The organism is Nitrosospira multiformis, from assembly GCF_900110185.1.
Lineage (GTDB): Bacteria > Pseudomonadota > Gammaproteobacteria > Burkholderiales > Nitrosomonadaceae > Nitrosospira > Nitrosospira multiformis_A.
In genome coordinates this window covers 102,689-119,272 of sequence record NZ_FOCT01000005.1, presented here as the reverse complement: position 1 = coordinate 119,272, position 16,584 = coordinate 102,689, and the positions used below count along the sequence as shown (strand labels likewise).

13 protein-coding genes, 1 tRNA gene, 1 other RNA gene and 1 pseudogene are annotated in these 16,584 nt (G+C 52.1%); 11 read left to right on the top strand and 5 right to left on the bottom strand.

The features are described 5' to 3' along the window. Nucleotide 1: 1 nt before the first annotated feature. The 3 genes from infB (at nt 2) to truB (ending at nt 4,169) form a co-directional block, all read left to right on the top strand. Nucleotides 2-2,632 carry a translation initiation factor IF-2 gene (gene infB / locus BMY01_RS07335; RefSeq protein WP_074745747.1) on the top strand — a complete coding sequence of 877 codons (2,631 nt, stop codon included), beginning with the start codon at nt 2-4 and terminating at the stop codon, nt 2,630-2,632. A gap of 29 nt (nt 2,633-2,661) precedes the next feature. Further along, nucleotides 2,662-3,042 carry a 30S ribosome-binding factor RbfA gene (gene rbfA / locus BMY01_RS07330; RefSeq protein WP_074745746.1) on the top strand — a complete coding sequence of 127 codons (381 nt, stop codon included), beginning with the start codon at nt 2,662-2,664 and terminating at the stop codon, nt 3,040-3,042. 185 nt (nt 3,043-3,227) lie between these two features. Next, nucleotides 3,228-4,169: a tRNA pseudouridine(55) synthase TruB gene (gene truB, locus BMY01_RS07325; protein ID WP_074745745.1), complete on the top strand. Its 942-nt coding sequence runs from the start codon at nt 3,228-3,230 to the stop codon at nt 4,167-4,169. On the opposite strand, the gene BMY01_RS07320 is transcribed toward truB, so the two are convergent. Continuing rightward, nucleotides 4,161-5,003 carry a response regulator gene (locus tag BMY01_RS07320; RefSeq protein WP_074745743.1) on the bottom strand — a complete coding sequence of 281 codons (843 nt, stop codon included), beginning with the start codon at nt 5,001-5,003 and terminating at the stop codon, nt 4,161-4,163. The genes truB and BMY01_RS07320 overlap by 9 nt on opposite strands. A 236-nt stretch (nt 5,004-5,239) precedes the next feature. Continuing rightward, nucleotides 5,240-6,178 (bottom strand): GGDEF domain-containing response regulator, encoded by a 939-nt coding sequence (locus BMY01_RS07315; protein WP_074745742.1) that lies wholly within the window; start codon nt 6,176-6,178, stop codon nt 5,240-5,242. A gap of 355 nt (nt 6,179-6,533) precedes the next feature. Between BMY01_RS07315 and BMY01_RS07310 the strand changes: the two genes are divergently transcribed. The 8 genes and pseudogenes from BMY01_RS07310 to rluB all read left to right on the top strand — a co-directional run bounded on the left by BMY01_RS07310 (nt 6,534) and on the right by rluB (nt 13,222). Beyond that, nucleotides 6,534-6,610 (top strand) — tRNA-Met (locus BMY01_RS07310). A 760-nt stretch (nt 6,611-7,370) separates the two neighbouring features. Next, a pseudogene (locus BMY01_RS18295) lies at nt 7,371-7,710 on the top strand (IS3 family transposase); the annotation flags it as partial. 377 nt (nt 7,711-8,087) lie between these two features. After that, nucleotides 8,088-8,486: a hypothetical protein gene (locus tag BMY01_RS07295; RefSeq protein ID WP_217638627.1), complete on the top strand. Its 399-nt coding sequence runs from the start codon at nt 8,088-8,090 to the stop codon at nt 8,484-8,486. A 553-nt stretch (nt 8,487-9,039) separates the two neighbouring features. Next, nucleotides 9,040-9,138, top strand: an RNA gene (gene ffs / locus BMY01_RS07290) — signal recognition particle sRNA small type. A gap of 134 nt (nt 9,139-9,272) precedes the next feature. Then, complete coding sequence (gene dnaX / locus BMY01_RS07285) at nt 9,273-11,039, top strand: DNA polymerase III subunit gamma/tau (protein ID WP_074745737.1); 1,767 nt, start codon at nt 9,273-9,275, stop codon at nt 11,037-11,039. A gap of 14 nt (nt 11,040-11,053) precedes the next feature. Beyond that, nucleotides 11,054-11,377 carry a YbaB/EbfC family nucleoid-associated protein gene (locus BMY01_RS07280; protein ID WP_175463226.1) on the top strand — a complete coding sequence of 108 codons (324 nt, stop codon included), beginning with the start codon at nt 11,054-11,056 and terminating at the stop codon, nt 11,375-11,377. Nucleotides 11,378-11,439: 62 nt separating this feature from the next. Beyond that, nucleotides 11,440-12,039 carry a recombination mediator RecR gene (gene recR, locus BMY01_RS07275; protein WP_074745735.1) on the top strand — a complete coding sequence of 200 codons (600 nt, stop codon included), beginning with the start codon at nt 11,440-11,442 and terminating at the stop codon, nt 12,037-12,039. Between the two features lie 250 nt (nt 12,040-12,289). Beyond that, complete coding sequence (gene rluB, locus BMY01_RS07270; protein WP_074745733.1) at nt 12,290-13,222, top strand: 23S rRNA pseudouridine(2605) synthase RluB; 933 nt, start codon at nt 12,290-12,292, stop codon at nt 13,220-13,222. Here the strand turns inward: rluB and prmB are convergent. The 3 genes from prmB to dapD form a co-directional block, all read right to left on the bottom strand. Further along, a complete protein-coding gene (prmB, locus tag BMY01_RS07265) occupies nt 13,219-14,118 on the bottom strand; it encodes a 50S ribosomal protein L3 N(5)-glutamine methyltransferase (RefSeq protein ID WP_074745731.1) in 900 nt (299 codons plus the stop codon). The two genes, rluB and prmB, sit on opposite strands and share 4 nt — an antisense overlap. 455 nt (nt 14,119-14,573) lie before the next feature. Continuing rightward, nucleotides 14,574-15,710, bottom strand: coding sequence for a succinyl-diaminopimelate desuccinylase (dapE, locus tag BMY01_RS07260; protein ID WP_074745728.1), 1,137 nt, complete (start codon nt 15,708-15,710; stop codon nt 14,574-14,576). Nucleotides 15,711-15,755: 45 nt separating this feature from the next. Then, nucleotides 15,756-16,577 (bottom strand): 2,3,4,5-tetrahydropyridine-2,6-dicarboxylate N-succinyltransferase, encoded by an 822-nt coding sequence (gene dapD, locus BMY01_RS07255; RefSeq protein ID WP_074745726.1) that lies wholly within the window; start codon nt 16,575-16,577, stop codon nt 15,756-15,758. Nucleotides 16,578-16,584: the final 7 nt, after the last annotated feature.

Sequence of the window (16,584 nt, the reverse complement as noted above, 5' to 3'; positions counted from 1 at the left end):
AATGTCTCAAATGAATGTAGAGCAATTTGCTAGTGAACTTGGCGTGCTTCCTACCGTGCTGCTGGAGCAGTTGCAGGCCGCAGGTGTGCGTAAGCACATGACCGAGGATAGCCTCACGGAGAAGGACAAAACGCAGCTTCTCGAGTATCTGCGCAAGATTCATGGCGCCAAGGAGGAGAAGGGCCGGATTTCCCTGCCGCGTCGACAGACTTCGGAAATCAAGAAGGCGGATAGTACCGGTAAGCCACGCAGCATCCAGGTGGAAGTGCGCAAGAAGCGCGTATTTGTAAAAGGCGATTTGACAGTCGAACGGAAAACGGCTGAAACCCCTGCGCCCCTCGCTCCTTCTGCGCCTCCGGTGCGAACCCCTGTCATCGATGCGGCGCAGCAGGCATTGCGGCAGGAGGAGGCAAGGCGGCAGGCTGAATTGATTGCGCGTCAGGCCGCCGAGTTGCGGGAAAAAAGGCTGCGTGAAAAGCCTCCGGTTGTGGAAATCAAAGAGCCCGAAGAACCCGCAACGCCTCCGGCGCCGGTGGCTGCTCCTGTAGCCGCGCCTGAGGCGGTACCGGTTGCGCCTGAAACTCTTTCGGCAGCCCCGGCGGAAACGGTGGCGCCTGTGGAAGCGGAAGCAGCTCCGTCGCAGCCCGCCTCTACCGAAGGTACCTTGCATAAGCCGGCAGTGAAGCCGGAAGAGAAGGTGGATAAGAAAAAGAAACCCGCAAAACAGGTTGTCTGGAAGGAAGAGAAGGTCGAGAAACGTGGACTCAAGACCAGGGGTGATCTGACCGGCGCAAAGGGCGGCTGGCGGGTGCGCAAGGATAAACATGGCAGAACCGAGGAACCCACTCCTCATGCTTTTTCGGCGCCGACCGAACCGGTGGTTCATGAGGTGCTGGTGCCGGAAACCATTTCTGTCGGGGCGCTCGCGCAGAAAATGTCCATCAAGGCGGCTGAGGTCATCAAGGCTCTGATGAAAATGGGTAACATGGTAACCATCAACCAGATGCTGGATCAGGAAACTGCCATGATCGTAGTGGAGGAGCTGGGCCATGTCGCCAAATACGCCGCGATCGATAGTCCTGAATCCTTCCTGGCTGATACCGAGATCGCACCTTCCGAATTGAAAATGGAAGCGCGTGCACCGGTCGTTACGGTGATGGGCCATGTGGATCATGGTAAGACCTCGCTTCTGGATTACATTCGCCGCACGCGAGTGGCAAGCGGCGAAGCAGGCGGCATCACCCAGCATATCGGGGCCTATCACGTCGAGACTGAAAGGGGCATGGTGACGTTCCTGGATACGCCGGGACATGAGGCGTTTACGGCTATGCGTGCACGGGGAGCCAAGGTTACCGATCTGGTCATATTGGTTGTGGCGGCGGATGACGGAGTAATGCCGCAGACGGTTGAAGCAATACATCATGCCAAGGCGGGGAAGGTGCCGATCGTAGTGGCAATGACGAAAATCGACAAACCGGAAGCCAATCCCGAGCGGATTCGTCAGGAACTCGTGACTCAGGAAGTGGTGCCGGAAGATTGGGGCGGTGAAACCATGTTTGTCGAGGTTTCGGCGAAAACCGGTCAAGGCATCGATGATTTGCTGGAAAGCGTGCTGCTCCAGGCTGAAGTTCTGGAACTCAAGGCGCCGAAGGATGCGCCGGCAAAGGGAATTGTAATCGAATCACGACTGGATAAAGGGCGAGGCCCGGTCGCAACCATACTTGTTCAATCTGGTACCTTGAAGCGCGGCGATATACTGCTGGCGGGCGCGGCTTATGGCCGGGTGCGGGCGATGCTGGATGAGAGCGGCAAGCAGGTGGAGCAGGCAGGACCTTCCATTCCGGTTGAGATCCAGGGTTTATCGGAGGTTCCCGTAGCGGGCGAATCGGTGGTGGCTCTGACGGATGAGCGCAAGGCGCGTGAAATTGCCCTCTTCCGCCAAGGCAAGTTCCGCGATGTAAAACTTGCAAAGCAGCAAGCAGCCAAACTGGAGAACGTGTTCGAGCAGAGGGGAGAAGTAAAAGTCCTTTCACTTATTATCAAGGCCGACGTACAAGGTTCTTACGAGGCCCTGGCGCATGCGCTGCAACAACTTTCCACTGACGAGGTGAAGGTCAACATCATTCACAGTGGAGTGGGGGCGATTACAGAATCGGACATCAATCTCGCATTGGCTTCCAAAGCAGTTGTCATTGGCTTCAACAGCCGTGCGGATGCCGTTGCGCGCAAGCTCATCAACTCTGCCGGAGTGGATGTGCGCTATTACAGCATTATTTACGAAGCTGTGGATGAGATCAAGGCTGCACTTTCCGGCATGATGGCGCCCGAGCGCAAGGAGAATATCACAGGACTGCTGGAGATTCGCGAAGTATTCCGCATTTCCAAAGTGGGCGCGGTGGCCGGTTGCCTTGTGCAGGAGGGGCTTGTCAGGCGTGGCTCGCTGGTGAGAGTGATACGTAATGGACAGGTAATCCATACCGGAGAACTGGATTCGTTGAAGCGCTTCAAGGATGATGTGAAAGAGGTGAGGGCGGGTTTCGAGTGTGGCCTGTCTCTTAAGAACTTTAACGACATCCAGGTGGGCGACCAGTTGGAAACCTACGAAATCCAGGTAATCGCGCGGACTCTGTAAGCAGGGTGAAAGCCCTGCATTGAAGTTTTATGCCCAAAGATTATTCCCGCACGTTGCGGATTGCCGATCAGATTCAGCGTGAGTTGGCCGATCTGATACGCAACGAACTCAAGGATCCGCGCATAGGCATGATTACCTTGACTGGTGTTGAGGTGAGCCAGGATTATGCGCACGCGAAAGTTTTCTATACCACGCTGCATAGTGAAAGCGACAACTTTCTCGTCCAGAACGGGCTGGAAAATGCCGCGGGCTTTTTGCGCAGCCAATTGCTGCATCGGTTGAAGCTACGCGTCATACCGCAACTGCATTTCATTTATGATGAATCCATCGAACGTGGAGTCCGGCTGTCGCAACTGATAGATGAAGCCGTTGCTTCCGACCGTTCTGAAAAAGAAACTGACAACACCTGAATTGTTTATCACGCTTATATCTGGTCGAATTCATGCAGCTACCTCCGCAAGCTGCATGACAGGAGCCGGATGTCACCTAGCCCATCGTGAGCCCTGGCAGTTCCCAGTATTATCCGCAAATTCTGCTCTACCTTTGATGGTAACTGCCGGGATTCGGGTTGGCTCCGAGACCTCCTAGCTCAAATATGCCCGCAGGTAGCAAACGGCATATCAGCGGCGTGCTGCTGCTCGATAAGGCCCCCGGTCTTTCTTCCAATCAGGCCCTGCAGGCCGCCAAACGCATTTTTTCCGTTCATAAGGCTGGCCATACGGGCACGCTTGACCCCATGGCGACAGGCTTGCTGCCCATCTGCTTTGGGGAAGCAACCAAATTTTCATCGGCGCTGCTCGGTGCAGACAAGACATATGAGGCCGTGCTGAGACTTGGCTATATGAGTACGACTGGTGATGCAGAGGGGGAAATTTCAATTGCTGCCGGTGTGGAACCTCAATGCGTGGATCTGACATGGGAGAAAATTGAGGCAGTACGCAAAAGCTTTATCGGTGTAATTACGCAAGTGCCGCCCATGTACAGTGCAATCAAGCATCGCGGTAAACCCATGTATACCTTTGCCAGGGCAGGAGTGGAAATCGAACGGCAGCCACGAGCGATAACGGTCCACGACTTGAGTATCGAGGCGTATCAAGGCAACGAAATGCGCATACGGGTGACGTGTGGAAGTGGTACCTATGTTCGCACGCTGGCAGAGGACCTGGGACGCGCGCTGGGATGCGGTGGTGCTTATCTTACTGCGTTGCGCCGGAGCGCACTGGGCGGTTTTGATTTGCCACAGGCACATACACTGACTGCACTCGAAGCTATGCCGCCATCTCAACGGGATTCCTGCCTGCTGCCAGCCGATAGCCTCCTGGGGTCTTTTCCCGCGCTTATTGTGGATTCCGCTGCGGCTTTATCTCTGCTCCAGGGACGCGCAATCCCGAGTAGTCACCCGGCAGGGGAAAGCCTTTCACCAGGAAGACAGGTACGATTGTATGACAAGGCGCAGCGATTTCTTGGGCTGGGGGAAATTTCAACGGAAGGTTACATCTCACCGAAAAGACTCATAAGATTCGAGCAGTCATTGTGAAGCTTGATTTGCATGCATGCTATCGGTGACGTCCTTGCCAATACCCCGGTAGCCGGTAAAGCGGCCGGAAGAATCGAACATGGGTTCACCGCTGACCATCAGATATTGCGTCGACCCATCCGGCTTGGTCCGTCGGTAGATAAAATCGATAAAAGGCCGTCTTGCCGCGATATTTGCCTTGAAAACTGAATACTCCGCTTCGTTCCAGCGCGCTCCATTATGTCCCTTGGATTCTCCCATCAAGTGGTCGACCTTAATCCCCAGCATATCCAGGACAGGACCGTAAACTTTGGTGAAATTTCCCTTTTCATCCTGTTCCCAGTACCAGTCGGAAGCCAGTTCCGTGAGACGGCGAAATCTGGCCTCACTTTCACGCAGCTCTGCGGTTCGCTCCGCTACCGTTTGTTCCAGCCTTTTATTGTAATCCTCCAACTGCTTATACAGCAGGCGCACTTCCAGCATATTTTGAATACGGGTCTGAACTTCAATCAGGTCGAACGGCTTGCTGACGAAATCCTTTGCTCCTGCTTGCAGCGCCCGCAACTTATGACCCGGTTGCGCAGTGATTACGAGTACCGGAAGATAACCTTCCCGTTCAATTTTCTTTAGCGCTTCCAATACCTGAAAACCATCCATCCCCGGCATATACAGATCAAGAAGAATGAGATCGTAACGATTCTGCCGATAGAGATCGCTGACTTCGCGCGGATCCATTGTCGAGGTAATGTTTTTATAACCCGCGTCGCTCAGCATCTGTTCAAGCAGCCGGACGTTGGCCTCTTGATCATCCACGATCAGGATTTTAGCGTTCATAGTGTCAGGTTTATTGATCATTATTTTTATCCTGTTTGTTCCCGTTAACCGATTTCATCATTTTCCTCTGCTCGTAACCTCTCTAAATAGACGAATAGGGCACGAAAAAACTGATTCTTCTTTTTCTTGAGCGAGTCATTATTATATTTTCTTGGCGATCAGAAACAGAATGTTGTTTTCGGATAAATGTCCTAATTTCAGCAAAATATGGGAAATTTGCGGCGACACAGCAATAATGGCGGAAACGGGGCTGAACGCTAGACGCTTACTCGTTCTGAAATTCGATAAGTATTTTTGTTCGCCTGCTTTGCTTCCAGCAGGGCAGCATCTGCATTCTTCAAAAGGGTTTTCGCATCTTTGCCATTATCAGGGAAAATCCCGACACCAGCGCTTGCGGTCAGGGTGATGGTATTTCCCTGAATGCTGTAAGGTTGCGATAGTGCTTTTATTACTTTTTCCGCTGTACGACTTATGCCATCGAGATTGCTTACATGCGGCATCGAAATCACAAACTCATCCCCGCCGAGCCGAGCCACGGTATCTTCCTGGCGAACTGCGGCAATCAGGCGCGCCGCAACCAGCTTCAAAAGCAGATCACCTATATCGTGACCCAGTGTGTTGTTGATTTGCCTGAACCCATCCAGATCCAGATACAAGACCGCCATAACGCTATTGTTGCGCTTTGCATGGATGATAGCCTGCGATACTCTTTCCACCAGAAGCCGTCTGTTGGCCAGTCCCGTCAGCGGATCATGCAGCGCCATAAATTCTTGCGATTTTGCATAACTGCGCGCTTGCTGATGTAGCAGCCGCACTTCGAGCAGATTATGCACGCGCGCAAGCACTTCACTCATGTCAAAAGGCTTACTGACAAAATCCTTGGCGCCGGACTGAAGCGCTCGCAGTTTGGAATCGGGGTTGGCGGTGACGACCAATACAGGTAGATATCCATCTGCTTCGATTTCTTTCAAGGCTTCGAGTACCTGAAACCCATCCATGCCGGCCATTTTCAAATCGAGCAAAATCAGATCGTAGTGGTTTTGCCGATGCAGCTCATACACCTTGAACGGATCGGTCGTCGAAGTGACAGACGTGTAGTTTGCGGCGGCTAGCATGCTTTCCAGCAACTGGACATTTGTTTCCTGATCATCAACAATCAGAATCCTTGCTGTATGAATATCAGCTTCGGTAATCATGTTGCCCACACCCTCATAAGGACTTATCGCCTTTCTAAACCCTTTAACCTTCGGGCGGCCTGTCCCCTTTCTGCTTATCCGAGCACAAACGGCTGAGGGCAGCGAGTAAGCGGAATTTAACGTGCACAGGATCGCAAGATCAAATATTGCCCCTATTTTACCCGCCTCTCTGTGCGCTAACTCTCATAAGAAAATGGGAATTAATGATAGGATGTAAAAAAGGAGGTCGTTTTCCGTTTTTCCTTTCCTCTTCTGAAAGGCATTCGGATTAAGGCGAGCATAACCCATAATCATAATTGTAATAAAAGAGATTTGACCTTTATAAACCCGGCTTGTTATAATCTCACTTCTCTGGCGCGGGGTGGAGCAGTCTGGCAGCTCGTCGGGCTCATAACCCGAAGGTCGTAGGTTCAAATCCTGCCCCCGCAACCAACAGGTTATTGATTTAAAGGAAGTTTTCTTAGGAAGGGATAGATTAAATAGGTGCTAAATGGGGTATTTTGGCATCGGAATTACAACTTAATCACAGCTTTTCTGAGAGGATTTTTACCGCTTTTTCGCCGGCATCCGGCACGGGATAAGCATAAATTTTCCGTAAATCTGCCGGATCATCCCCCAGTCAGACTGATTCATCTGCTGAGTTTCCCGCGTGGGTGACTTCGCGGCAAAGAGCATCATGGATGTATAAGGATGTCCGTCTGATAAGAGCATCGTCACCTCGCTCATCTCGGATCACGGCGGGTTTCCAATAGCTTTCGCGCATTGCCTCGTTCCCCTTCCAGCACCTCAGCGTGCCTGGATTCTGTAATACCTCGTTTCCGATCAGAAAAGTGTCTGCTTCTGTGCAGGGAGTACCTGGTACGTCGGTTCCAGCATCTTCACCTCTCTCAGGGAAGAAATCGTTTTTGGTATCTTGATGTTCTTGGCTTTTGGGTCTTGGCCTTGTGAACATGGATTACCCCACGAACCCACCTGATGTCATCCTGATGTCATCCCAATCGAACGCAACCCCTTCGGATGTCCATAGGTAAATTAATAGGTTCTTAGCCCTCCTATTAGTTTTCCATCCCAAGGTTTAAACCATCGGTTTTAGTCGGCCAGCTTAGCCGCGAGAATATGCTGCACGAAGAGAGCTGATCTGCCGGCCATGTTCAATCCGGTACTTCTCAGTATTACACGGCCGGTTCCGTGGATCGGCCAAGTCTGCCCAGGATTGCTATTGCATTCCTATCGGGGCAATCAGATGCAAGCCTTGAATATCAGAGCTTGCTCGCTCAGTACAGCATCAGCATGAGCGGCAAAGGCAACTGCGGGGATAAGGCCATGATGGAGCGCTTCTTTTTGAACTTGAAATGGAGCGCGTGTGGCAACGTGACTATGCCACTCACGGCGAGGCTCAGCATGATATTACTAATTACATCATGAGCTTCTACAACGGGAGCAGATTACATTCGAAACTGGGCTATCTGTCACCGCCATCCATGGACGGAAATGGCAGCAATACAACCTATCCCGGATCCGAGATTACTTGACCACTACAAAAGGCCCGACGAACGTCGGGCCGGGAAGGGAGTTTGCTGCAATCGCTTCTTCGTTTAGGGAGGAAAAAAGCGAGTAGACAGATTAACAATACAAGAAATACAAGAAAGCTTTTACTGTTAAATACTTAACGTATGGAAATAAAAAACCGGATCGAGGCGAGTTGGGGGAAAGAGAAAAGACCCGGGCTCATAATGGTTAATTAAGGTTGACTTTGCTGCGTTTTGTATAAACAATATGCCAATTTAATTGCCAATCTAGCCAATCCAGAAAGAGTTGACAATTAAATCGGCATACGATCCTGGTACTGAAGAGTTGCGTATATACAAAAAATATCGCAACCTGTTGATTAACTGGAAAGGAGAGGGCCATGAGTGAGCGAGAGACAATCCAGAGCAGGAAAGAGGAACGGAATTCAAGAGAGCCGGGTGCAACAGAGGAGTTTGCCGCAATCGCTTCAGATGATGTACAGGCATTGACAGACAAGCATCTTTTGCAACCTGTCTCGATACGACTTGAGAAATCTTTGATTGAGGATTTTAAGCTTATCGCCTCGATGTATGGAATTGGCTACCAGCCTCTGATGCGTCAGATTTTGAAGCGATTTGCAGATTCGGAGAAGAAACAAATATTGAGAGAGGCCGCTTCAAAGATGAAGTTAATGAGGAAAGAAGCATTAACAGAGGCCGCCTCAAAGATGAAGTCAATGGGGAAAGAAGCGGCAAAAAATCTGCGCCAATTAGCGGCAAAACAAAGAAAAGTAGCTTGACTCTAAGTCCTAAACCCGCTTCGGCGGGTTTTTCTTATCAGCTCTTTCTCTTGCAAAATTCGCAGGATGGCGCAGGGGGATCAGACCATAATCCGCGTCTCACTATCATTGCTGCAGACTGCAGAAGATGGAGACTTTGATCCTTGCGTATTTCGATACACCTATGCCATTTCGCGATTAACCTGTTCGAAGTTCGCACCGATGCCAGCGCATTTTATCTGACAACAACACCCCGAAGCGATCCTTCACCTGGAGCATGGCCGGTCTTCTTGCCATAGCAGAGATCAGGCGGGATTGTTTTGAGCGTGTCCCGAAAGGCTGTTTCTTCTCCGGCACTGAATGCTTGGTAGGGGAACGATTCCTGCGCGCTTCATCCAAGGCCTGTTAACACTTGTTTCAGACTCGCGGCCTCAATTGATGCTGATACTGGTCGTTTGGAAAGAACGATAGTAGACGTAGGCTTCGAGTCCGGGCAAAATATCGTAATTACGGATACGCACAATTTCTCAGTTTGCGGAGATTGTGCTTTTTTAATTTTTTCTTTTAGCTTTACGGCGGGCCTCCCCGCATTGCATGGTAGTGAACCTGGTCAGGTCCGGAAGGAAGCAGCCACAGCTATTTTTTGCAAGTGCCGGGGGTCGGGCTCGCCACCCTTTTTTCTGCAGGTTGGGTGGATCGGACGAGCGCCATCTTCCCGACTGCACGCTTCAATGATTCATGCCATCAGTTACGGCCTCCGCTGAAAATCTGAAATAACTGTTTCGCCGATTCGATTCTCGACATAGCGTGTCCTCCCCGACTCAAGTCCTTGCCCGCAAATGGCGTCCCCGACGCTTTTCCGAACTGACCGGACAGGATCACGTTGTTCGTGCACTTACCAATGCGCTCGAACAGAAGCGTTTACATCATGCTTATCTGTTTACGGGCACGCGCGGTATCGGCAAGACGACCATAGCGCGCATTCTGGCAAAAGCGCTCAACTGCCAGGCCGGGGTTACACCGGAACCTTGCGGAATCTGTTCTGCTTGTATCGAAATTGACGGCGGGCGTTTTGTTGACCTGATCGAAGTGGACGCCGCCTCCAATACGCAGGTGGAAAAAATGCGCGAACTGCTGGAGAACGCGTTGTATGCTCCCACGGTTGCGCGCTACAAGGTGTACATCATTGATGAAGTACACATGCTTTCCAAATCAGCTTTCAACGCCATGCTGAAAACGCTGGAAGAGCCGCCGGAACATGTCAAATTCATACTTGCGACCACTGATCCGCAGAAGATTCCGGTAACGGTTTTGTCTCGCTGCCTGCAATTCAACCTCAAGCAGATTCCGTTTCCGCTGATCGTCTCGCACCTCAGGTATGTGCTCGAGCAGGAGCATATAAACTGTGATGCGACTTCCCTGCAATTATTGGCGCGCGCGGCGCAGGGCAGCATGCGTGATGCCCTGAGCATTCTGGATCAGGCCATCGCTTTTGGTGAGGGAAAGATCGAAGAAGCAGGTGTGCGCGATATGCTTGGCGCGGTCGATCAGGGGTACCTGTTTGATCTACTGGAGGCGCTGGCGCAACGAGATGGCGCACGAATGCTTGCGATCGCCGATGCGATGGAAACCGGCAGCCTCTCGTTTGACACCGCCTTGCAGGATCTGGCGACCTTGCTGCACCGTCTGACCCTGGCGCAAATCGTTCCGGCAGCGATTGGTGACGATGAGCCTGAGTGGGATCGGCTTTTCAAGCTGGCGAGAACATTCGCGCCAGAAGATATTCAACTGTTCTATCAGATTGCCATACACGGGCGCGAGGACCTCGGCCGGGCACCGGATGAGTATGCAGGTTTCACCATGACTTTGCTGCGTATGCTGGCTTTCATTCCGGAGGATTTCCTGTCAGGAAGGGGGGAGGCAGGCAGGGACGGGGGAACGTCAGGTTCTTCGCCTACAAAACCAGGGAGTGGCAAATATCCTTCGACCCTTCGACAGGCTCAGGATTCAGGCCGAACGGAGACAAAAGGTTCGGGGCGAACAGAGATGGCAGAGATAGGAAAGGAAGGAAACTCCCGGGAAGAGAGGGTGGCGAGGAATGCTTCCACTGGTGATTCAGGGCCGCCGGCAGGGCCAGTGCTGGATTCGCTGGAGTGCGATCCGACACCAGTAAAGTCGGGCTCCGCACAGTCTTTCAGTCATAGCTGGATTACGATAGTCGGCCAATTGAAGGTAAGCGGATTGACCAGAATGCTGGCTCAATATTGCGAGGTGAAGAGTTCTTCCGAGGATGAAATAGAATTTTGCATACCGGAACTCCATAAGCATTTGCTGGACAAGACCTATCAGGACAGACTGCAAGCTGCCGTGAGGGAGTATCTTGGTAAGCCGGTACGACTGAAGTTTTCAGTGGGAATCGTTAACGGTATGAGTCCGGCTGAGCAGGAGAATCGTGAAAAGCAGGAGAAGCAATCGCAGGCCATCGCGGCTATCGAGTCCGATCCGTTCGTGCGTGAACTCGTTGAAAATTTCGATGCAAAACTGATCGTTTCTTCGATCAAACCTATTCAATAGTGGAGGTAGAAATGATGAAAGGTGGCTTGGGCAACCTGATGAAACAGGCTCAGCAGATGCAGGAGAACATGAAAGCCATGCAGGAGAAATTGGCTTCGATAGAAGTTGAGGGTCAATCCGGCGCAGGTATGGTGAAAGTCGTGATGACATGTCGTTATGATGTCAGGCGCGTCAGCATTGACAGCAGTCTCATGGGAGACGACAAGGAGATGCTGGAAGATTTGATCGCGGCAGCAGTGAATGACGCGGTGCGGCGGGTGGAATCAACGACTCAGGAAAAAATGGCGGGATTTACCTCCGGTTTGGGCTTGCCTCCGGGAATGAAACTGCCGTTCTAACGTGAATTCCAGATTGGCGCGATTCCGCAACTCCTGATTCTGTTGAGTAATTTTACGTTTGAGTGAACGCCCCGCGAAGTCTCGACGAACTGATCAATGCGTTACGCTGCTTGCCCGGTGTCGGTCCTCGGTCAGCACAGCGTATGGCGTATCATTTGTTGCAGCGCGATCAGGAGGGGGCTCGCCGCCTCGCAGATTCACTCGACTACGCCCTGCAGCATGTCAGGCATTGCGAAAAATGCAATAACTTTACCGAAGAGGTCGTATGCGAGTTATGCAGTTCTCAACGGCGAGATCCTGCCTTGCTGTGCGTGGTGGAAATGCCTGCCGATTTGCTGATGATGGAGCAGGCACATTGCTACAAAGGCATGTATTTCGTGTTGATGGGGCGGCTCTCACCCCTGGATGGCATCGGCCCTCGGGAAATCAACCTTGATCGCCTGCTAAAGCGCGCCCGGGATAATATGGTGAAGGAAGTCATTCTTGCTACCAATTTTACTGTGGAAGGTGAAGCCACGGCGCATTATATCGGGGAGATGCTGCAGAACGAGGACTTGAAAATCACGCGTATTGCGCGGGGATTGCCAGTGGGTGGGGAATTGGAGCACGTGGATAGCGGTACTCTCGCGCAGGCAGTTCTCGAGCGCAGGGAAGTCAAGTAGCGTTTATTTCGCGAAATATTCACTCTGTCCCTTATCTCTTATGCTGTCTTTTTATCGGTTCACTCTTCGACAAACCCGCTCTAAGCCTGTCGGAGGATATATCCTGAGTCTGTTCGACCTTCGACAAGCTCAGGGCGAACGGGAAGACGAAGGGTTCACTACAAACAGTGCACAGTTTTTCTCATCCCATCCGAGCACTCGCTAGCATGGGAAACTGGAAATCGGCAGAAGGCTTGAAATTGGAGCTGCGATGAAAACCAGGTCATCGCAGTCACCCAATGCAGCCAGACAACGCCGCTCTATGAAGATCACAAAGTCCCCCGCCTCGCCAACTCCGGCAGGCTCACCCCAATCACTCCAATCGCCTGTACGAAGCCGGTCGAAGGGATCGATAAAACCAGCGGCAACAACTCAATCTGGCGTGGGTTCCACCTCCACTCAACTCGTTACACAGAAATTGCACAAGGTGCTGGCTCAGGCGGGATTGGGTTCGAGACGCGAAATGGAGGAGTTGATCGCCAGCGGACAGGTAACGATCAACGGAAAGATCGCCCAGGTGGGGGACCGTATCGACGCTCGAGATGTCGTGAGGGTAGGGAAGCGCGTCATCCATTTCAGATCCGCCCGCCGTCTACCCCGCGTCATGCTCTATCACAAGCCGGAGGGGGAAATCGTCAGCCACGATGATCCCCAAGGCCGCACATCGGTCTTCGACAAACTGCCGCAGTTGAAGTCGTCCAAATGGATCGCTATTGGCAGGCTGGATTACAACACCAGCGGGTTGCTGGTTTTCACCACGGATGGGGAATTGGCCAATCGACTGATGCATCCCCGCTTCGAAGTCGAGCGCGAGTACGCAGTGCGGATCATCGGAAGACTCACACCGGAGCAGGCAACGTTGCTGACCTCGGGTGTTGAGTTGGAGGACGGCGCGGCCAAGTTCGATTACCTGTCGGATGAAGGGGGTGAGGGCTCCAACCACTGGTATCGCGTGATATTGAAGGAAGGCAGGAATCGCGAAGTACGGCGGATGTTTGAAGCGGTGGGAATGACGGTGAGCCGCCTGATGCGGGTTCGTTTTGGCCCTATCAACCTCCCCTCACGTTTGAAACGGGGAAAGTCGATGGAATTGAACGAGGCAGAGATAGGACGCCTGCTGGAACTGGTCGGTTACAAAGCTTAATGGCTGGGAAGCTGGTCCCGTTTCAGCAGGAAAACAAACTCATCGCCTGCACTGGTGTCCAGCCAGGTAAAAGGTGTATCGGGAAAAGCACGCTCCAGGGCTTCCCTGTTATGGCCGATTTCGACAATGAGCAATCCATCATCGGTCAAATAATTTGCCGCGTCCCGTAGTATTACCTTTGTCGCCTTCAGTCCATCCTCGCCGCTGGCAAGCGCACTCTGCGGCTCATGGCGATATTCCTCCGGCAATGCTGCCATTGCTTCCCCATTGACATAGGGCGGATTGCTGACAATAAGATCGTAGCGGCGGTCTGCCAATGCCGCGAATAAATCCGACTGGATAAGATCGATCCGATCCTCCAGGCCATACTCCTCCACATTTTTTCCAGCAACTTGCAAGGCATCCGCTGAAATATCTGTCGCATCGATGGCTGCATTGGGAAACGCATGCGCCAGCAGTATTGCCAGGCATCCAGAGCCGGTGCAAAGATCCAATGCGGAATAAACTTCTGCCGGTTCTTCTATCCAGGGCGCAAGTTGTTCCCGCAGCAATTCCGCAATGAAGGAGCGCGGTACGATCACGCGTTCATCCACATAAAAATGGAAATCCCCCAACCACGCTTCTTTAGTCAGATAAGCAGCCGGAATCTTTTCTATTGCACGGCGCTCGATTATTTTCAGGACCAACTCCAGCTCTCCCGGAAGGAGGCGGGCGTCCAGAAACGGTTCCAACTGGTCAAGTGGAAGATGCAGCGTGTGGAGAATGAGATAAGCTGCTTCGTCATACGCCGAGGCAGAGCCATGGCCAAAATGAAGCCCTGCATCGTTAAAGCGGCTTATGGCAAAACGCAGTACGTCGCGGATAGTCTGGAACTGGTTTTTGGCTTCAATGAACATTCATTCTTGTCCGTGAGAAAAAGTAATCTTGATGATCTGTATGTCGTCTATCCGTGCGCCATCGAACGGATTAATCCTGGTTCAACATCTATCTTTTAATCGCTCGAAAATATCCGAAAGCGGAAATGTCAGCCGTACTATAGAGTTAACCATTAGCAACGGAAGGAGGCAAGAAATGAACACTGCGAATATGCCAGGATTTAACGCAGAGGCGTCCATGTACATGGCAAGCAATACTTATCGTGCTGCTCATACAGTTTTTGCGGACGTTGCATCAGCCAGGATCATACCGCAGCAATGTAGACTGCTTTGCCAGGTGGTGTGCCCGCCCCCGCAACAGTGCTGCCCCACCGGCTGGAGATGCTGCGGGAGTTGCGAGAGCGGGCAGTGCGATGATGTGTGTGTACGTCCGGGTCAGTCCTGCCCGTAGAAAGGGGTGATTTCCATTTTTATTCTTATTTTCTCAGCAACAAGCTTTTCATCGTGAGCCGGTAAATCTGGGGCAACTGGTCCAGATCCGAAACTTCAACGTATTCGTTGATCTTGTGAATGGTTGCATTCCGCGGTCCCAATTCCACTACTTGTGAGCAGATGTCGGCAATGAACCGGCCGTCCGAGGTTCCTCCCGAGGTAGAAAGCTCAGGCTCGATTCCTGTCACAGTGTGAATGGCGGCATTCACTGCATCGACCAGGCCGCCCCTTGGGGTGAGATAAGGCTTGCCTGAATTTTCCCATTGCAAGTCATATTCGAGGTTATGCCGGTCGAGAATTCCGTGCACTCGGGCTTTAAGCGATTCTATCGTGCTTGCAGTGGAGAAACGAAAATTGAACAATACCGTTACTTCACCAGGAATTACGTTGGTAGCTCCGGTACCCCCATTCATATTTGAAATCTGCCAGGTAGTAGGGGGAAAATATTCGTTGCCTTTATCCCACTTCGTATTGGCCAGTTCGGCGATGGCGGGAGCCGCCAGGTGAATTGGGTTTTTTGCCAAGTGAGGATAGGCAATATGGCCCTGTATACCTTTCACGGTTAACGTTCCGGACAGGGAGCCGCGCCGGCCGTTCTTGATCATATCGCCCAGCTTGTCGACAGAGGTCGGTTCCCCGACGATGCAATAATCGATCAGTTCATTGCGCGCCTTGAGGACTTCCACCACTCGTACAGTACCGTCTACCGCAATACCTTCCTCATCCGATGTGATCAGGAGCGCAATCGAGCCATTGTGATCGGGATGTTCCGCAACGAAAGCCTCGATCGACGTGATGAATGCTGCTATCGATCCCTTCATGTCGGCGGCGCCGCGCCCATAAAGCCTGCCATTTCGAGTGACGGGATCGAATGGGTCACTTTCCCATTTTTCCAGGGGGCCGGTTGGCACGACATCGGTGTGGCCGGCAAAGCAAATCAGCGGTGCTTCCGTTCCGCGCCTGGCCCAAAGATTATCCACCTCGCCGCATCGTATTCTTTCAATGTTGAAGCCCATTTTTTCCAGGCGATCGATCAGGATTTCCTGGCAACCATTGTCGAAAGGTGTCGGAGAGCGGCGGGCGATCAGCATTTGTGCGAGCGCCAGTGTGTCATTGAGCATGGAGCAATTCCTGAGAAGAAGCTTGGTGTGGATGAGAACCGGCTGTTAAATTCCCCTTAACAGCTCATTGATACCGGTTTTCGCACGGGTCTTGGCATCCACCTGTTTTACGATGACTGCACAATAGAGGCTGTATTTGCCGTCTGCGGAAGGCAGGCTGCCGGAAACGACGACGGAACCGGATGGGATACGACCATAGCTGATTTCACCTGTTTCGCGATTATAAATCCTGGTACTCTGGCCGATGTATACGCCCATGGAAATCACAGAATTTTCGCCGACAATCACGCCTTCCACGACTTCCGAGCGCGCGCCGATGAAGCAGTTGTCCTCGATGATGGTAGGATTGGCCTGCACGGGCTCGAGCACTCCGCCGATTCCGACACCCCCGGATAGATGCACATTTTTCCCGATCTGCGCGCAGGAACCCACCGTAGCCCAGGTGTCGACCATGGTGCCTTCATCTACGTATGCACCGATATTCACGTAGGAGGGCATCAGCACGACATTGCTGGCAATGAAAGCGCCTTTGCGTACGGTTGCGGGAGGCACGACGCGGAAACCGCCATTACGAAAATCGCGGGAACTGTAATCTGCAAACTTGGAAGGTACTTTGTCGAAATAATTGGAAAATCCACCCTTGATGAAGCTATTGTCCTCGATGCGGAACGACAACAGCACGGCTTTTTTTATCCATTGATGGGTTTTCCATTCACCGTCTGTTTTTTCCGCCACCCGCAGTTTGCCGCTGTCGAGCATCTCCAGTACCTGGGTAATGGATTCCTTGAGCTTCGCTTCGACGTTACGCGGCGTGATCTCGGCGCGGCGTTCAAACGCTTCTTCAATCGTACTTTGGAGCTGATCCATGGTCTTC